Below are 14,188 nucleotides of genomic sequence, written 5' to 3' on the forward strand. Positions count from 1 at the left end.
CCCGCCTCCGCCAACCCCACCCCACCCCACCCCACCCTGCCCTCGCCCTGGCCCGCCCCTGACCCGCCCTCACCCTCGCCCCTGGCTCGCCCCTGACCCGCCCTCGCCCCTCGCCCCTGGCCCGCCCAGCCCCGACCCGGCCCGCCCCGACCCGGCCTGACACGCCCAGCCCCGGCCAGCCCTGGTCTCGTCCCGAGCATCGCGCGCGCGATCTTGGAGTTGTGGTGCCAAATTCGCGAGGATATTGACCCTTTTGCACCCCACCATAACTCCATGATCGACGGTGGGGGGAGGGGAGGGCCGGGGGCGGGAGGGGTGGGGGTGGGAGGGGTGGGGTCAGCGGATGGGGCGGCGGCCGGCGAAGCCGCACTCGACGCGGTGGTACCAGCGCACGTCGGGGTCACCCTCCAGCCAGCACCAGAGCACCGCCCGGCCCTCGTGTTCGCCGGGGAAGTCGAGTAGCACCGGGGCGATCCCCTTGACCTGGATGTCGTGCGAGTTCAGGTCCTCCAGCACGCCGTGCAGCCGGGCCTCCAGGGCCTTGACCTCGGCCCGGCCGCCCAACGCCGACATCCCCGGGCCGGCCAGGTCGGCCCGCAGCTCGGCCAGGTCGGCCCGGATGCCGATCAGCTCGTCGATGCGGGGGTGCAGGGTGGCGACCAGGTACCGCGCCTGGGCGAGAGTGAACACGGGGCCAGTATGGGGCACCCGCGTGATCCGTACCGACCCGTCCGCCGGCTTCAGCCGGCCCGGAGGCGTCCGAACCGACCCGTCGGCGTCCCAACGAACCCGTCGGCGCCGGCCAGACCGACGCGTCGGGACGGACCGGGGCATCGGGCCAGGCCGGGATGTCGGGCGAAGCCAGGGCGTCCAGCCAGACCGCGGCGTGTCGGGACGGGACGGTGGATGAAGGATCATCACCGACAGTCCACATAGGTCGCGGGACGGCCCGGCCGGCGGGTGCCGATGACGCTGCTGATGGATCATGATCTTCAGGCGCGCGGTCCGTCGCCTCCCCCTCCCGCCGTACCCGCCGGTGCGGCGCACGACCGAACCAGGAGTCCCATCGTGATCAACAAGTACGCCGGCACCTGTGGCACCTGCCGGGGCCGGGTGGAGGCCGGGGCCGGACAGGCGCTCCGGCTCGGCACCGGCTGGACCGCATACCACGACGACTGCGCGCCGGTGGAGACGGCACCGCCGCCGGGCACCCACCGTGGGTGGCACCACCTGCCGGTGGTGGGCTTCGACATCGAGACCACCGGCAGGGAGCCGTTGGACGCCCGCATCGTCTCCGCCGCGCTGGTCTACTCCGACGGCACGACCAGGCGGTGGCTGGTCAACCCGGGAGTGCCGATCCCGCCCCGTACCACCGAGATCCACGGGATCACCGACGAGATGGTGCGCAGTGCCGGGACGCCGGCCGGGACGGCGCTGGCCGAGCTGGGCACGGCCGTTGGGAAGGCGATCGCCGACGGTACGCCGCTCGTCGCCTTCTGCGCCCACTTCGACGTCACGACGTTGCACGCCGAGCTGGCCCGGCACGCCCTGCCGTCGCTGGACTGGGACCGCGCCGTCATCATCGACCCCTCGATCCTGCACCAGGAGGTCGAACCCCACTGGTACGGCAGCCAGAAGCTCGGTGACCTGTGCAGGTACTACGAGGTGCCCCTCGGTTCCGCCCACGACGCCACGAACGACGCCCGCGCCGCCGTCGGGATGGCGGTGTCGATCGCGGCCCGGCACGAGCGCGTCGCCCGGATGCTCCCCGACGACCTCCACCGGGCGCAGATCACCTGGTACGCCGCACAGAAGCGGAAACTCCAGGAGTACTTCGACAGGCGGGGCATCGCCGAGACGGTCGGCCTGGAGTGGCCGCTGGAGACCAGGCGACGCCGACAGGACGACACCCGCCACCCTGATCAGGGCTGATCTTCCCCGGTCGACCGTCCGCCGTCGGTGTACTCGCCGAAGATCTCTGCGAGGATCCTCCGTGAGTTCGCTGCGGCCTCGCCGTCGTCCGGCGCGTGGGCGTAGCTGACAAGCGTCTTCCAGAGCGCCCAGCCACGCCCACGCGCCCAGGTCGCGTCGTCGACCGGCAGCCGCTCCCGCAACGCCCGCCGGCCGTCGGCGGTCAGCAGTGTCCAGGCGACAGCCAGGTCGCAGGAGGTATCACCGACGCCGCAGGTGCCGAAGTCGATGACCCCGGCGAGGCGTCCCCCGTCGAGCAGGAGGTTCCCCTGCGCCAGATCCCCGTGGAACCAGCGCTCGGTACCGTCCCAGCGCGCGTCCAGGGCGCATGCCCAGATCTCGGCGGCCCGGACGGCGTCGATACGGCCGTCGAGAGCCCTGATCGCTCGGCGGGCCTGCCGGTGGTAGGTGCGCAGCGGGCCACCCCGGTACCAGTTGTGTCGACCGGGTCGGGGGCCACCGGTGGGGAAGCCACCGGTGTTCCTTGTCGACCGCCTCGGCGTACTCGGCGGCGCTCGGCAGGCGTACCGACATGCCGGAGCCGAGGTGGAAGGTCCAGTTGTCCCAGCCGCCCTTGGCGACCGGCTCGACCGGCAGTTCGGCCCAGTGCGGGAACTGGGTGGCGACGAGGCGGCGTACCTGCTCCACGTCGACGACGACGCGTTCGGGCGGCGGGCCGAGATCCGCGGTGCCGTAGGCCCCGGCCCCTGACACGGCGGGCCGGTCAGTCGGCCTGGGCGGCGAGTTCGCGGGCGCGGTCGCGGGCGGCTTCCAGCGCCGCCAGCAGCGCCGCGCGTACCCCGTGCTTCTCCAGCTCGCGGACGGCGGAGATGGTGGTGCCGGCCGGGGAGGTGACGGCCTCGCGGAGCTTGACCGGGTGTTCGCCGGAGTCGCGCAGCATCACGGCCGAGCCGATCGCGGTCTGCACGATCAGCTCGTGCGCCACCTGCCGGGGCAGGCCGAGCAGGATGCCGGCGTCGATCATGGCCTCGACCAGCAGGTAGAAGTAGGCCGGGCCGGAGCCGGAGAGCGCGGTGACCGCGTCCTGCTGCGACTCGGGCACCCGCAGGGTCGCCCCGAGCGGGGCGAACATCTCCTCGGCCAGGGCCAGGTGTTCGCCGGTGGCGTGCGCGCCGGCCGAGATGGCGCTCATCGCCTTGTCGACCAGGGCCGGGGTGTTGGTCATCACCCGCACCACCGGGGTGCCCTCGGGCAGCCGGCGGCTGAAGAAGCTGGTGGGCAGCCCGGCGCAGAGCGAGACGACCAGCTTGTCGGCCGGCACCTTGGGGCCGATCTCGTCCAGCAGGACGCCCGCGTCCTGCGGCTTCACCGCGATCGCCAGCACCGCCGCCTCGTCGACGGCGGTCAGGTTGTCGACCACCCGTACGCCGTACCGGGTGGCGAGTTCCTCGGCCCGGACGGGTCGGCGGGCGGTCGCCAGCAGCCGCTGTGCCGGCCAGCCGGACCGCAACAGCCCGGAGAGCATCAGCTCGCCGATCTTTCCCGCCCCGATCACCGCGACGGTGTGCTTCGCCGACCCCATGTCACCCTTCCGTCCCGTTCGTCCGGTCCCGTGCCCCTTCCCCTCCGGCAGGGCGGAGGGGAAGGGGTGGGCTGCGGTCAGCTGCCGAAGAAGACCTCGGCCTCGTCGTAGCGCTCGATCGGAACGGTCTTCAGCTCGCGGGTGGCCTCGGCCAGCGGCACCCGGACGATGTCCGTGCTCTGCATCGCGACCATCTTGCCCCAGTCGCCCTCGTGGGCGGCGTCGATGGCCTGCAGGCCGAGCCGGGTGGCGAGCACCCGGTCGAACGCGGTCGGGGTGCCACCGCGCTGGATGTGCCCGAGCACGACGGTGCGGGCCTCCTTGCCGGTCTTGGCCTCCAACTGCTCGGCCAGCCACTGGCCGATGCCGCCGAGCCGGACGTGCCCGAAGGCGTCCAGCTCCTGGTTGTGCAGGACCATCTGGCCGTCCAGCGGCTGGGCGCCCTCGGCGACCACGACGATCGGGGCGTACTGGTGCTGGAAGCGCTTCTCGACGTAGCCGGCGACCTGGTCGACGTCGAACTTGCGCTCGGGCAGCAGGATCACGTTGGCGCCGCCGGCGAGGCCGGCGTGCAGGGCGATCCAGCCGGCGTGCCGGCCCATCACCTCGACGACGAGGGTGCGGTGGTGGCTCTCCGCGGTGGTGTGCAGCCGGTCGATCGCCTCCATGGCGATGTTGACGGCGGTGTCGAAGCCGAAGGTGTAGTCGGTGGCGCCCAGGTCGTTGTCGATCGTCTTCGGCACGCCGACCACGTTGACGCCCAGCTCGTGCAGCTTGGTGGCGACGCCCAGGGTGTCCTCGCCGCCAATCGCGATCAGCGCGTCCACGCCCTGCGCGGCGAGGTTCTCCTTGATCCGCTCCACACCGTTCTCGATCTTGAACGGGTTGGTGCGGGACGAGCCGAGGATGGTGCCGCCGCGCGGCAGGATGCCCCGCACCTCGGGAATGCCGAGCGGCTTGGACAGGCCCTCCAGCGGGCCCTTCCACCCGTCCCGGAAGCCCACGAACTCGTGACCGTAAGTAGCTACGCCCTTACGGACCACCGCCCGAATGACCGCGTTCAGACCTGGGCAGTCGCCGCCGCCGGTGAGCACGCCGATACGCATGATCTGCTCATCCTCCTGGAACGTCAGGTGAAGCCCGGATAAGCCCCAGGATATGTGTCCGCTCAGACCATCGGCGTCGTTGCCGGCCCGGGGCGGGCCGTCAGTGCGCACTGTAGTCGGCTCAGGTGCACGCCGACACCGCGCCCCGGCCGGTCCCGCCCACCCGGGCGGCTACCGGTCAGTAGCTGACCTCGTGGTTCTCCCCCAGCTTCGGCGGCGTCCCCGTCACCGCCGCCTTGGCGAACCCGAGCAGGTTGACCACCGTGCCACCCGGGGAGTCCCAGTACTCCGCCGAACTGGCGTGCACCTTGAGCAGGGTCAACCCCGGGGTGTCCAGCCCGTCCGGGAACCACGCCTTGAGCACCGGGTTCCACAGCTGCTCGGCCCGCGCCCGGTCGTACGCCTCCTGGGCGGTACCGGAGATCGACACCCAGGCGTGGTGACGCTGGTCGGAGAAGGCGACGTTGACCTCGGGGTTGACCCGGACCTGGCGCATCTTGGCCGAGTCGGCGTAGGCGAAGAACCACAGGTCCCCGTCGAACTCGGCCGCCTGCAGCGCCATCGGCCGGCTGAGCATCCGGCCGTCCACCCCGATGGTGGTCAGCATGCAGATCCGGGCGTCCCGGATCAGCTCGGTCACCCGCCGCCGGGCGTCGGTGATGGTGGTCGCGTCGTCGGCCATGGCGCACTCCCTCGGATCGGCTCGCCCGAATCCGGTGCCCCCGACGGGGCCGGTCAAACCTGCCGATCGTCACGGGCTGTCGTCACCGCCGGCCGCACCCCGCCGACACCGCGCCGCCGACTCCGGTACCAGCCCGGACGGGCCGCCGAGGCCGGGATCAGCCCGCAAGCGCAGCCGACGCCGGGACCAGCCCGGACGGGCCGCCGACACCGGGACCAGCCCGCAAGCGCAGCCGAGGCCGGGATCAGCCTGGGCGGGCCGTCATCGCCTGCCAGCGGGCCAGGTTGTGCCGGGCGTCGACCAGCGCGTCGTGCCGGTCGGCCGCCGCCTCGGGCAGCCGGGGCCGGCCGAGGTCGTCCCAGAGCTGCCGCAGCTCCTTGGTGAACCGGGGGATCTCCCGGGGCAGCGCCGGCATCGCCCCCCAGAGCTGGGCCAGCACCACGTGGTCGTACGCGGCGTACCAGGCCCACAGCTCCAGCTGCTCGCCCGGTCGGTCCCGGATCGGCTCCAGCAGGAACTCGTGCAGATCGTCGCGGATGCGGGCCCGGGAACGCCAGGCCCGATCGGCCGGCGAGGGGAGCTTGTCCAGCACGTTGCGGCGGACCCAGGGCACGGCGCGGGAGTCGTCGAACTCGGTGGAGACCGCGTAGAACTCGCGGCCGTACTCGTCGACGACGCCGATCGACACGAGGTCGACCAGCCGGCCGTCCTCGATGAATTCACAGTCGTAGAAATAGCGGTAGACCATCGCCGTCCATCCTCACCCACCGTCGGTGACCGTCGACGGGCGGGGCGGGCACCGGCGCCGTCGGCCGCACCCGGCCCCGCCGCCGGCGACCCGGTGGTCCGTCGCAGCTCGCGCAGGGTCACGGAAAGGTTTACAGGGGTGTACAGCAAGCGACTGGGCCGTCATGATCTGATGTGTACCGCTACCGGACGCCGAAGCGGTGTCAGTTCACCTCTTGCGGGGCCGTCAGGGTTCACCCGGTGAGCGAAAATTGTGGTCCGTGACCGGGGAGGGGTGGGGCCGTGGAAATGCGCCTGCCGGAGCCGGGTGACGCCCTCACGGGGGTGGAGATGTTCGCCGGGCTGGAGCCGGAGGTGCGCCAGCGGGTGATCGCCGCGGCCGTGCCGCGCACCTATCGCAAAGGTCAGTTGCTTTTCGTCGAGAACGATCCCGGCGAGTCGCTGATCGTGCTCCGCCGGGGGGCGGTGGCGGTGTTCCGCACCGCGCCGACCGGGGAACGCGCGGTGCTGTCGGTCATCCGACCACCGGACGTGCTGGGCGAGGTGTCCCTGCTGGACGCCTCCACCCGTTCCGCCTCGGCCGAGGCGATCGAGGACTGCGCGGCGCTCGCCCTGTCCCGCCCGGCCTTCATGGAGCTGGTGCACTCCAACCCGCGCATCCTCGACGCGGTGATGCGCTCGCTCGGTGGCCTGATCCGGCGGCTCACCGAGCAGAACGCCGACCACGTCTTCCTCGACCTGCCCGGTCGGGTGGCCAAGACGCTGGTCCGGCTGGCCGGTGAGAGCCAGGCCCCGATGATCACCATCGAGCTGAACCAGAGCCAGCTCGCCGAGATGGCAGGTGGCTCCCGGCAGAGCGTCAACCAGGCGATCGGTTCCTTCGCCAACCGCGGCTGGCTGCGTACCGAAGGCCGTCGGATCGTGGTCACCGACGTGGCGGCGCTGCGTCGACGCGCCGGCATGAGCGACCGCTGACCAGGAGATCTCCCGGGCGGTGACGCCCCGGCGGGTGAGCGGGAACGCCACAGCGGCGCGGCCGGCGGATCTCGGTCCGCCGGCCGCGCCGGTCGTTCACTTGCCGTTGTCGTCGGCCGGCGGGGCGCCCGGCCCCGGTCCGATCTGGTCCGGCGGTGTACCCGGCCCCGGCCCGATCTTCTGTGGCTTCGACGTCGTGGTCGTGGTAGTGCCGGCGTCCGAAGTCGTCTTGCTGTCGGGATTCTCGACCATGCCCTGCTCCTCCATTCTGGCGAGAGTGACCGCGTCGACGTCGACCGTCTCCCCGGGGGACCGGACGGTACCGTCCGGGTCGGTCCAGTAGGCGGACAATCGCACCTGCACGGCACTCTCCTGACAGTGAGTTTTCCTCGTGAGGAACACTAGTGGCGGCCGACCAGCCGCAGGGTCCGCCCGCACGTCGGGTACCCGACTGGCCCGCCGCGGCGCGATAATGGGATCTCCTCACGTACGGAGTTCGTCATCGACCTCAAGTGTGGACACTGCTCACGGGCGGCGGGACCGGACGACCGCTTCTGCGGCGGCTGCGGACAGGCGCTGACGCTCAACTGTGCCTCCTGCGGGCACGGCAACAGTCCCGAGGCCAACTTCTGCACCAGCTGCGGGCAGCCGCTGCGCGACCACGCGGTCAGCGTGCAGGAGGACCGCCGCCAGGTCAGCGTGCTGTTCATCGACATCGTCGACTTCACCACGTACGCCGAACGGGCCGACCCGGAGCAGGCGCGCAGCCTCCAGCAGGCGTACTTCGCCACCGTCCGCAAGCTGGTCCACCAGTACGGCGGGGTGGTGGAGAAGTACATCGGCGACGCGGTGATGGCGCTGTTCGGTGCCCCGGTCGCCACCGACAACGACGCGCTGCGCTGCGTACGGGCCGGCTTGGAGCTGCAACGGAACCTGGCCCGGCAGGCCGCCGGCCCGCACCCGCCGCTGGGTTTCCGGGTCGGCGTGGCCACCGGTGAGGCGCTCGTCGACCTCTCCGCCACCCGTGACGGCGGTCAGGCGTTCGTCACCGGCGACGTGGTGAACACCGCCTCCCGGTTGCAGGCGCTGGCCCCCACCGGCGGGGTGGTCGTCGACGAGAGCACCTGGTCGGCCACCCGACACGAGTTGGACTACGTCGACCGGCCGCCGGTCACCCTGCGGGGACGTTCCACGGTGAGCCGGATCTGGCTCGCCGTGCGGGCCCGGCCCCGGACCGACCCGCAGGCCGCCGAGCTGACCCCGATGGTCGACCGGGAACACGAACGCGGCCTGCTGGTCAGCGCCCTGCACCGAACGGTCACCGAACGCACCTCCCAGCTGGTGACCGTCTTCGGCCCGGCCGGGGTGGGCAAGAGCCGGCTGCTGCGCGAGCTGTCCCGGCACGCCGCCAACCTGCCCGGTCACCGGGTCACCTGGCTGGTCGGGCAGTGCCCGCCGTTCGGCGAGAACGTCACCTACGCCGCGCTGGCGGACATCGTCAAGGGGTGGCTGGGCGTGCCGGACACCGACGACCCGGAACCGCTGCGCGACCGGCTCCGCGAGCGGCTGCGTCAGCTCGACGACCCGCACGCGATGCGGTTGGCCGGCGCACTCGGGCCACTGCTGGGGATGACCGGGGAACGACTCAACCCGGGTGAGACCGAGGCGGCCTGGCGACGGTTCCTGCTCACCCTCGCCGGGCGGGGCCCGACGGTGCTGGTCTTCGAGGACATGCACTGGGCCGACCAGGCGATGCTCACCTTCGTCGAGCAGCTCGGGGCGGCGGCCCGGGGCGTACCGCTGCTGGTGGTGGCGACCGCGCGGCCCGAGCTGCGGGAGCGGCAGCCGGCCTGGACGGGCACGATCAGCGGCGCGATGTCCATCTCGGTGCCGCCGATGCACGACACCGACATCGACACCCTCTACTCCCTGCTGCTCGGCCAGGCCACCCTGCCGGCGGCGTCGCGGGCACCGCTGATCGAGTTCGCCGACGGCAACCCCCTCTACGCCCAGGAGTACGCCCGGATGCTGATGGACGGCGGGCTGCTGGAGCCGAGCGCCGCCTTCGACCCGGCCGGCACCACCGACATGCCGCGTACCGTCCAGGCGGTCATCGCCAACCGGCTCGACCTGCTCGACCCGGCGGACCGGGCGGTGCTCCAGGCCGCCGCCGTGGTCGGGGTCCAGTTCTGGCCGGCGCCCGTGGCCGCCGCCCTCGGCCGGACGGTCGAGTGGGTGGAGCGGGCGCTGGACCGGTTGCAGCGCCGGGACATGGTCTTCGAGCTGCCCACCTCCACCATGGCCGGTCAGCCGGAGTACCGCTTCCGGCACATCCTGGTCCGCGACGTGTGCTACCAGCGGTTGCCCCGGGCCGAGCGGGTGCTGCGCCACCAGCGCACCGCCGACTGGCTGGCCCAGCTCACCCAGGCCGGCCAGCAGGACCTGGCCGAGGTGCTGGCCAACCACCGTTGGACCGCCCACGAGATCGCCCGGACGGTCGGGCTCGACCCCATGCCGTACGCGGTGGCGGCCCGCACCGCGCTGCACCGGGCCGCCCGGCGGGCGTACGAGCTGCACGCGCTGGAGAACGCGGCCACGCTGGTGGGCAGGGCGTTGCAGGTCGGCGGGGCGCCCGACCCGGGGCTGGAGCTGTTCGCCGCCCAGCTGGCCCTGTTCCGGGACGGGGACGCGTTCCTGGTCGACGGGGGGACCGAGGCGTTGACCGGGCTCACCGAACGGCTGGCCGCCGTCGGGGACCGGTCCGGCGCGGCCCGCGCCTGGACGCTGCTCGCCACCGCCGCCTGGAGCCGGGCCGACCGGTCCGAGACGCTGCGCTGCCTGCACCGGGCCAACGCGATCTACGCCGAGCTGCCGGAGTCCGAGGAGAAGGCGGAGGCGCTGCTGGAACTGGCCCGGGTCCGGATGCTCAACGCCGAGACCGAGCCGGCCTGCGTGGCGGCCTCCGCGGCGGCCGAGCTGGCCGAGCGGCTGCGGCTGCCCGAGGTGCGGGCCAACGCCCGGATCACCCTGGCGGTGGCCCGCTACATGGCCGGCGAGGAGCAGGCGTACGCGGAGCTGGCCGAGGTGGCCGAGCAGTGCCGGGTGGACCGGCTGGTCAGCCGACGCCGGGCGGTGCACAACCTCGCCTGGGCGGCGCAGGAGGAGGGTGACCTGGCCCGGTCGGCCCGGCTGGTCGACGAGGGGCGTGCGCTGGACCCGGGTGGGGGGCACAGCCTGGCGACCAGCTTCGCCGACCAGTGGGCGCGGGCGTACTACGCCGGTGACTGGGTGGCGGCGCTGGAGCTGGGCACCGAGTCGACCAGGCTGCCGACCGCCGAGTGGGACCTGCACATCGTGGCGGTCTCCGGCTGGATGCGGGTCCTGCGCGCCGACTCCGCACCGACGCCGGGCGCGACGGCCCCGGGCGCGACGCCGGTGGGGGCGGCCGGCATCCGGGCGGCCGGCACGGGCGACGCGGGGTCGGGGTCGGGAGAGGCCGGTGGGGATCATGATCTGGTCACCCAGGCGGTGGTCGCCGCGCGGCGCAGTGGTTTCCACCGGGTGCTGCAGTCGACGCTGGCGCACGCGGCGCTCTGCCGGGCGGTCCGGGGCCGCCGGGAGGAGGCGATGCGGCTGCTGGTGGAGCTGGACGAGGACTGGAGCCGGACCCGGGTGATCCCGTTCGCCGAGTGGGTGCCGGCGGTGGGGCACGTCGCCGCGGTGCTCGGCCCGGACGCCGCCCGGCTGGTGCACGACATCTTCGCCCGGTCACCCCGGACGACCCCCTGGGTGGAGGCGGCCGGGCAGGCCGTCGACGCCACCCTGGCCCTCGGCGACGGGGACGCCCGGCGGGCCGCCCGGCTGTTCGCGGCGGCGGCGGAGCGCTACGCCCGGATGCCCGACGCCACCGACCACATGCTCACCACGGCGCTGTCGGTGCCGGCCCTGACCGTGACCGACCCCGCGCAGGCGGCGGCCACCCTCGACCGGGTCCGCGACTTCGCCGACCGCAACGGGATGCCCGGTCTGCTCCGCCTGGCCACCCGGGTGACGCCCGCGAGCTGACGGGGGTCGAGATCGACCCCGGGCGAGGCCGATCGGAGCTGACGGGGATCGATGATCGACTCACCTGGGTCGACGATGCGGTGTCCGGGAGATCTGACAGCGCTGTTCGGGCTCACCGGAGTCGATCACCCCGGATGACGCCCCCGGGCAGGGTCCGGGGAGGTATTCCGCTTTCGCGCGGAATGTGACTTCTTGCAGGTGAGGGGCGAGTGTGCGGCGGGCGACGGCGACCGGGCCGGCCGCCGGCCCGGGGCACCGGCCCGTCGGCGGGCAGCTTGGGCACCCCGCGTTGCGGAACCGGTGCGCCCGCCGGGTACGACGGACCACCGATCAGCGGCACTACCAGCCGGTACGGCACCGGGTTCCCGTCCCGCCCACCGTCGGCGACCCCGGGCCGGGGTCGTCCGGGCAGGTCGCGAGGGTGCCGGGTAGGTCACCCGGAGGGCTGCTGTCGGGCCCGCCCGCCGACGGCGGAGCCGACGAACCACGAGCGGCACGCCACAACGCACTCCCGGAACCGGGTGCCGACGTGTCACGATTCAGAGCACGGCGTACGGGGCGCCGACACGACCGCACCGGCAGGTGCGCGGAGGAGGATGTCCGGTGTCAGCGGGTGGCGCCCGCCGGGGACGGCGGGACAACGGGCTCGACGCGAGCGAGTACGCCGTCGCGGGCGACGTCGACCCGCGCGTCGGTGAGCACCTGCTCGACGTGCTCGCCGCAGGCGGGATCGCCGCCTACCTCCAGCCCTCCGCCGACCTGAACCCGATCACCCGGACCACCACCGTGCCGTCCCGGCCGGTCGACCGGCTCTACGTGGACCGTTCGCACCTGACCACCGCCCGGGACTACCTGACCCAACTCGCCGACGAGGCGACGCCGGAGCCGGCCCGCGCCGAGCCGGACGTCGACGCCGAGTGGGAACGTCTCGTCGCCGCCTTCCACACCGCGCCCGCCGCCGGCAGCCATCCCTGGCCCGCCTCCGAGGACATCGACGACGACGGGGCCGATCCGGCCGCCCGCGCGGGTGGCCCGCCGACCAGGGCGGACGAGCCGACGGGTCCGACCGCCACCGACGTACGCCGGTTGCCGTACGCGGCCGACATCTCCGGCATCTCGGTGACCCCCCGGGGCCGGCAGCAGGACGAGCCGTCGTTGCTGGACGGCCTGGACACCTTCGGGGCCGACCTGCCGGACGACCCGGAGGAGGGCTACACCCCGCCGCCGCCTCCGCCGCTGCCCCGGATCTCGAAGTACGCGGTGGTCGGGGTGCTGGGGATCGTGCTCGGTTTCGTGCTCTTCCTCAACCCGTCGTTACTGCCCGTGGACGCCTCGGTGGTCACCCTGCTCGGCTTCACCGGCATCCTCGCCGGGTTCGTCACGCTGATCTGGCGGCTGCGTCCCGGCGACGAGGAGGATCACGACCCCGACGACGGCGCGGTCGTCTGACCCTGCGGCACCTCGTCGGGCCCCCGGTCACCGCCCGCATCCCGGGACACCGCAGCCCTGACGCCGGGCGTAACAGTGGTGTAACTTACGGTCAGTAGGAATACCGCTGTAGGTCACTTCCCCCACCGACTGCCCGGTTGTTCCTTGCTCGCGTGGTCGGTCCCCTGCCGATCGGAATGCCCGAGATGCGACAGAGTTCACTGGTGGTGGTGGCCAACCGGCTCCCCATCGACGACAGCGTGGCGCCCGACGGCGCCTGTGAGTGGCGGCGCAGCCCCGGCGGGCTGGTCAGCGCCCTGCACCCCCTGCTCCGGCAGACCCCGGCCACCTGGGTCGGCTGGGCCGGCGGCACCGGGCCCGCGCCCGTGCTGCCCGACGTGGACGGTGTGCACATGCGGACCGTCCCGCTCAGCGCCGACGACCTGCGCGACCACTACGAGGGCTTCGCCAACGCGACGCTCTGGCCGCTCTACCACGACGCGGTGGAGCAGCCCGAGTACCACCGCCGCTGGTGGGAGGCGTACCAGCGGGTCAACCAGCGGTTCGCCGAGGCGACCGCCGAGGTGGCCGACCCGGGCGCGGTGGTCTGGGTGCAGGACTACCACCTGCAACTGGTCCCCGCCCTGCTCCGAGAGCTGCGGCCCGACCTGCGGATCGGCTTCTTCCTGCACGTGCCGTTCCCGCCGCCGGAGCTGTTCATGCAGCTCCCCCGCCGGGCCGAACTGCTGCGCGGGATGCTCGGCGCCGACCTGATCGGGTTCCAGCGGGCCCAGGCGGCACACAACTTCGCCCAACTCGCCACCAAGGTCCTCGACCTGCCGGCCACCGACCGGCGGATCGGCGTGCAGGACCGGGTGGTGCGGATCGGGGCGTACCCCGTCTCGATCGACACCGCCGAGATGGCGGCGCTGGCCGCCCGGCCGGACGTCACCGCGCGGGCCCGCCGCCTCCGGCACGACCTGGGCGACCCGGAGCGGGTCATCCTCAGCCTGGACCGGATGGACTACACCAAGGGCATCGAGCAGCGGCTGAAGGCCTACAGCGAGCTGCTCGCCAGCGGTGACGTCAAGGTCCGGGACACGGTGCTGGTGCAGGTCGCCATGCCGAGCCGGGAACGCGTCGGCCAGTACCAGATCCTGCGGGACCGGATCGAACGCGAGGTGGGCCGGATCAACGGCGAGTTCGGCCGGGTCGGCGAGCCGGCCATCCACTACCTCACCCAGCCCTTCGACCGGGCCGAACTCGCGGCGCTCTACCGGGTCGCCGACGTCATGGCGGTCACCCCGCTGCGCGACGGGATGAACCTGGTCGCCAAGGAGTACGTGGCCGCCCGGGTCGACGACACCGGCGCGTTGCTGCTCAGCGAGTTCGCCGGGGCGGCGGCCGAGCTGGACCGGGCGTACCTGGTGAATCCGCACGACCTGGAGGGGCTCAAGCAGGGGCTGTTGTCGGCGCTGCGGGCCGGGCCCACCGACCTCGGCGACCGGATGCGGGCGATGCGCCACCACCTGCACCGGCACGACATCCGGGCCTGGGCGCGCTCCTACCTCAGCGCGCTGGACGACACCGGCTCGCTGCTCACCCGGCTCAGCAGCAGCGGCTGACCGCACCCGACCCCGGCGGACGGCGACACCGGCCGCCGGGCTATGG

The 14,188-nt window shown here is 73.1% G+C and carries 13 protein-coding genes; 6 read left to right on the plus strand and 7 right to left on the minus strand.

The window, feature by feature from the left end:
* Positions 1–336: 336 nt before the first annotated feature.
* A complete protein-coding gene (locus tag ACN261_RS00445; protein WP_208568686.1) occupies positions 337–690 on the minus strand; it encodes a DUF2203 domain-containing protein in 354 nt (117 codons plus the stop codon).
* 378 nt (positions 691–1,068) lie between these two features.
* On the opposite strand from ACN261_RS00445, the gene ACN261_RS00450 reads away from it, so the two are divergent.
* The gene (locus tag ACN261_RS00450; RefSeq protein WP_421483486.1) at positions 1,069–1,932 is read left to right on the plus strand and encodes an exonuclease domain-containing protein; all 864 of its coding nucleotides are present in this window, start codon (positions 1,069–1,071) and stop codon (positions 1,930–1,932) included.
* Here the strand turns inward: ACN261_RS00450 and ACN261_RS00455 are convergent.
* Entirely contained in the window at positions 1,923–2,387 is a 465-nt protein-coding gene (locus ACN261_RS00455) for a phosphotransferase (protein ID WP_425853540.1), read from the minus strand. The genes ACN261_RS00450 and ACN261_RS00455 overlap by 10 nt on opposite strands.
* Before the next feature lie 130 nt (positions 2,388–2,517).
* On the opposite strand from ACN261_RS00455, the gene ACN261_RS00460 reads away from it, so the two are divergent.
* Positions 2,518–2,682: a hypothetical protein gene (locus ACN261_RS00460; protein ID WP_425847762.1), complete on the plus strand. Its 165-nt coding sequence runs from the start codon at positions 2,518–2,520 to the stop codon at positions 2,680–2,682.
* A gap of 13 nt (positions 2,683–2,695) precedes the next feature.
* On the opposite strand, the gene proC is transcribed toward ACN261_RS00460, so the two are convergent.
* The 4 genes from proC to ACN261_RS00480 form a co-directional block, all read right to left on the minus strand.
* Positions 2,696–3,514 carry a pyrroline-5-carboxylate reductase gene (proC, locus tag ACN261_RS00465; RefSeq protein ID WP_421483488.1) on the minus strand — a complete coding sequence of 273 codons (819 nt, stop codon included), beginning with the start codon at positions 3,512–3,514 and terminating at the stop codon, positions 2,696–2,698.
* Between the two features lie 77 nt (positions 3,515–3,591).
* The gene (locus ACN261_RS00470) at positions 3,592–4,620 is read right to left on the minus strand and encodes a 6-phosphofructokinase (RefSeq protein ID WP_088644698.1); all 1,029 of its coding nucleotides are present in this window, start codon (positions 4,618–4,620) and stop codon (positions 3,592–3,594) included.
* 178 nt (positions 4,621–4,798) lie between these two features.
* A complete protein-coding gene (locus tag ACN261_RS00475) occupies positions 4,799–5,302 on the minus strand; it encodes a pyridoxamine 5'-phosphate oxidase family protein (protein WP_421483489.1) in 504 nt (167 codons plus the stop codon).
* A gap of 244 nt (positions 5,303–5,546) precedes the next feature.
* Positions 5,547–6,050 (minus strand): polyadenylate-specific 3'-exoribonuclease AS, encoded by a 504-nt coding sequence (locus ACN261_RS00480; protein ID WP_088644696.1) that lies wholly within the window; start codon positions 6,048–6,050, stop codon positions 5,547–5,549.
* Positions 6,051–6,331: 281 nt separating this feature from the next.
* Between ACN261_RS00480 and ACN261_RS00485 the strand changes: the two genes are divergently transcribed.
* Positions 6,332–7,024, plus strand: coding sequence for a Crp/Fnr family transcriptional regulator (locus ACN261_RS00485; protein ID WP_421483491.1), 693 nt, complete (start codon positions 6,332–6,334; stop codon positions 7,022–7,024).
* A gap of 96 nt (positions 7,025–7,120) precedes the next feature.
* On the opposite strand, the gene ACN261_RS00490 is transcribed toward ACN261_RS00485, so the two are convergent.
* Positions 7,121–7,291 (minus strand): hypothetical protein, encoded by a 171-nt coding sequence (locus ACN261_RS00490; protein WP_421483492.1) that lies wholly within the window; start codon positions 7,289–7,291, stop codon positions 7,121–7,123.
* Between the two features lie 234 nt (positions 7,292–7,525).
* Here ACN261_RS00490 and ACN261_RS00495 point away from each other — a divergent pair, with 234 nt between their 5' ends.
* The 3 genes from ACN261_RS00495 (at position 7,526) to ACN261_RS00505 (ending at position 14,142) form a co-directional block, all read left to right on the plus strand.
* Complete coding sequence (locus tag ACN261_RS00495; protein ID WP_425853541.1) at positions 7,526–11,089, plus strand: adenylate/guanylate cyclase domain-containing protein; 3,564 nt, start codon at positions 7,526–7,528, stop codon at positions 11,087–11,089.
* Between the two features lie 603 nt (positions 11,090–11,692).
* Positions 11,693–12,538, plus strand: coding sequence for a DUF308 domain-containing protein (locus tag ACN261_RS00500; RefSeq protein ID WP_421483493.1), 846 nt, complete (start codon positions 11,693–11,695; stop codon positions 12,536–12,538).
* A gap of 185 nt (positions 12,539–12,723) precedes the next feature.
* Positions 12,724–14,142 (plus strand): alpha,alpha-trehalose-phosphate synthase (UDP-forming), encoded by a 1,419-nt coding sequence (locus ACN261_RS00505; RefSeq protein ID WP_421483494.1) that lies wholly within the window; start codon positions 12,724–12,726, stop codon positions 14,140–14,142.
* Positions 14,143–14,188: the final 46 nt, after the last annotated feature.

The sequence above is a fragment of the Micromonospora sp. WMMD723 genome (assembly GCF_049863385.1).
GTDB classification, from domain to species: domain Bacteria; phylum Actinomycetota; class Actinomycetes; order Mycobacteriales; family Micromonosporaceae; genus Micromonospora; species Micromonospora wenchangensis.

Excerpts from the sequence above, each read along its gene's own strand:
- proC (WP_421483488.1), bottom strand. The coding sequence starts at position 3,514 with ATGGGGTCGGCGAAGCACACCGTCGCGGTGATCGGGGCGGGAAAGATC.
- ACN261_RS00470 (WP_088644698.1), bottom strand. The coding sequence starts at position 4,620 with ATGCGTATCGGCGTGCTCACCGGCGGCGGCGACTGCCCAGGTCTGAAC.
- ACN261_RS00475 (WP_421483489.1), bottom strand. The coding sequence starts at position 5,302 with ATGGCCGACGACGCGACCACCATCACCGACGCCCGGCGGCGGGTGACC.
- ACN261_RS00480 (WP_088644696.1), bottom strand. The coding sequence starts at position 6,050 with ATGGTCTACCGCTATTTCTACGACTGTGAATTCATCGAGGACGGCCGG.
- ACN261_RS00490 (WP_421483492.1), bottom strand. The coding sequence starts at position 7,291 with ATGGAGGAGCAGGGCATGGTCGAGAATCCCGACAGCAAGACGACTTCG.
- ACN261_RS00505 (WP_421483494.1), top strand. The coding sequence starts at position 12,724 with ATGCGACAGAGTTCACTGGTGGTGGTGGCCAACCGGCTCCCCATCGAC.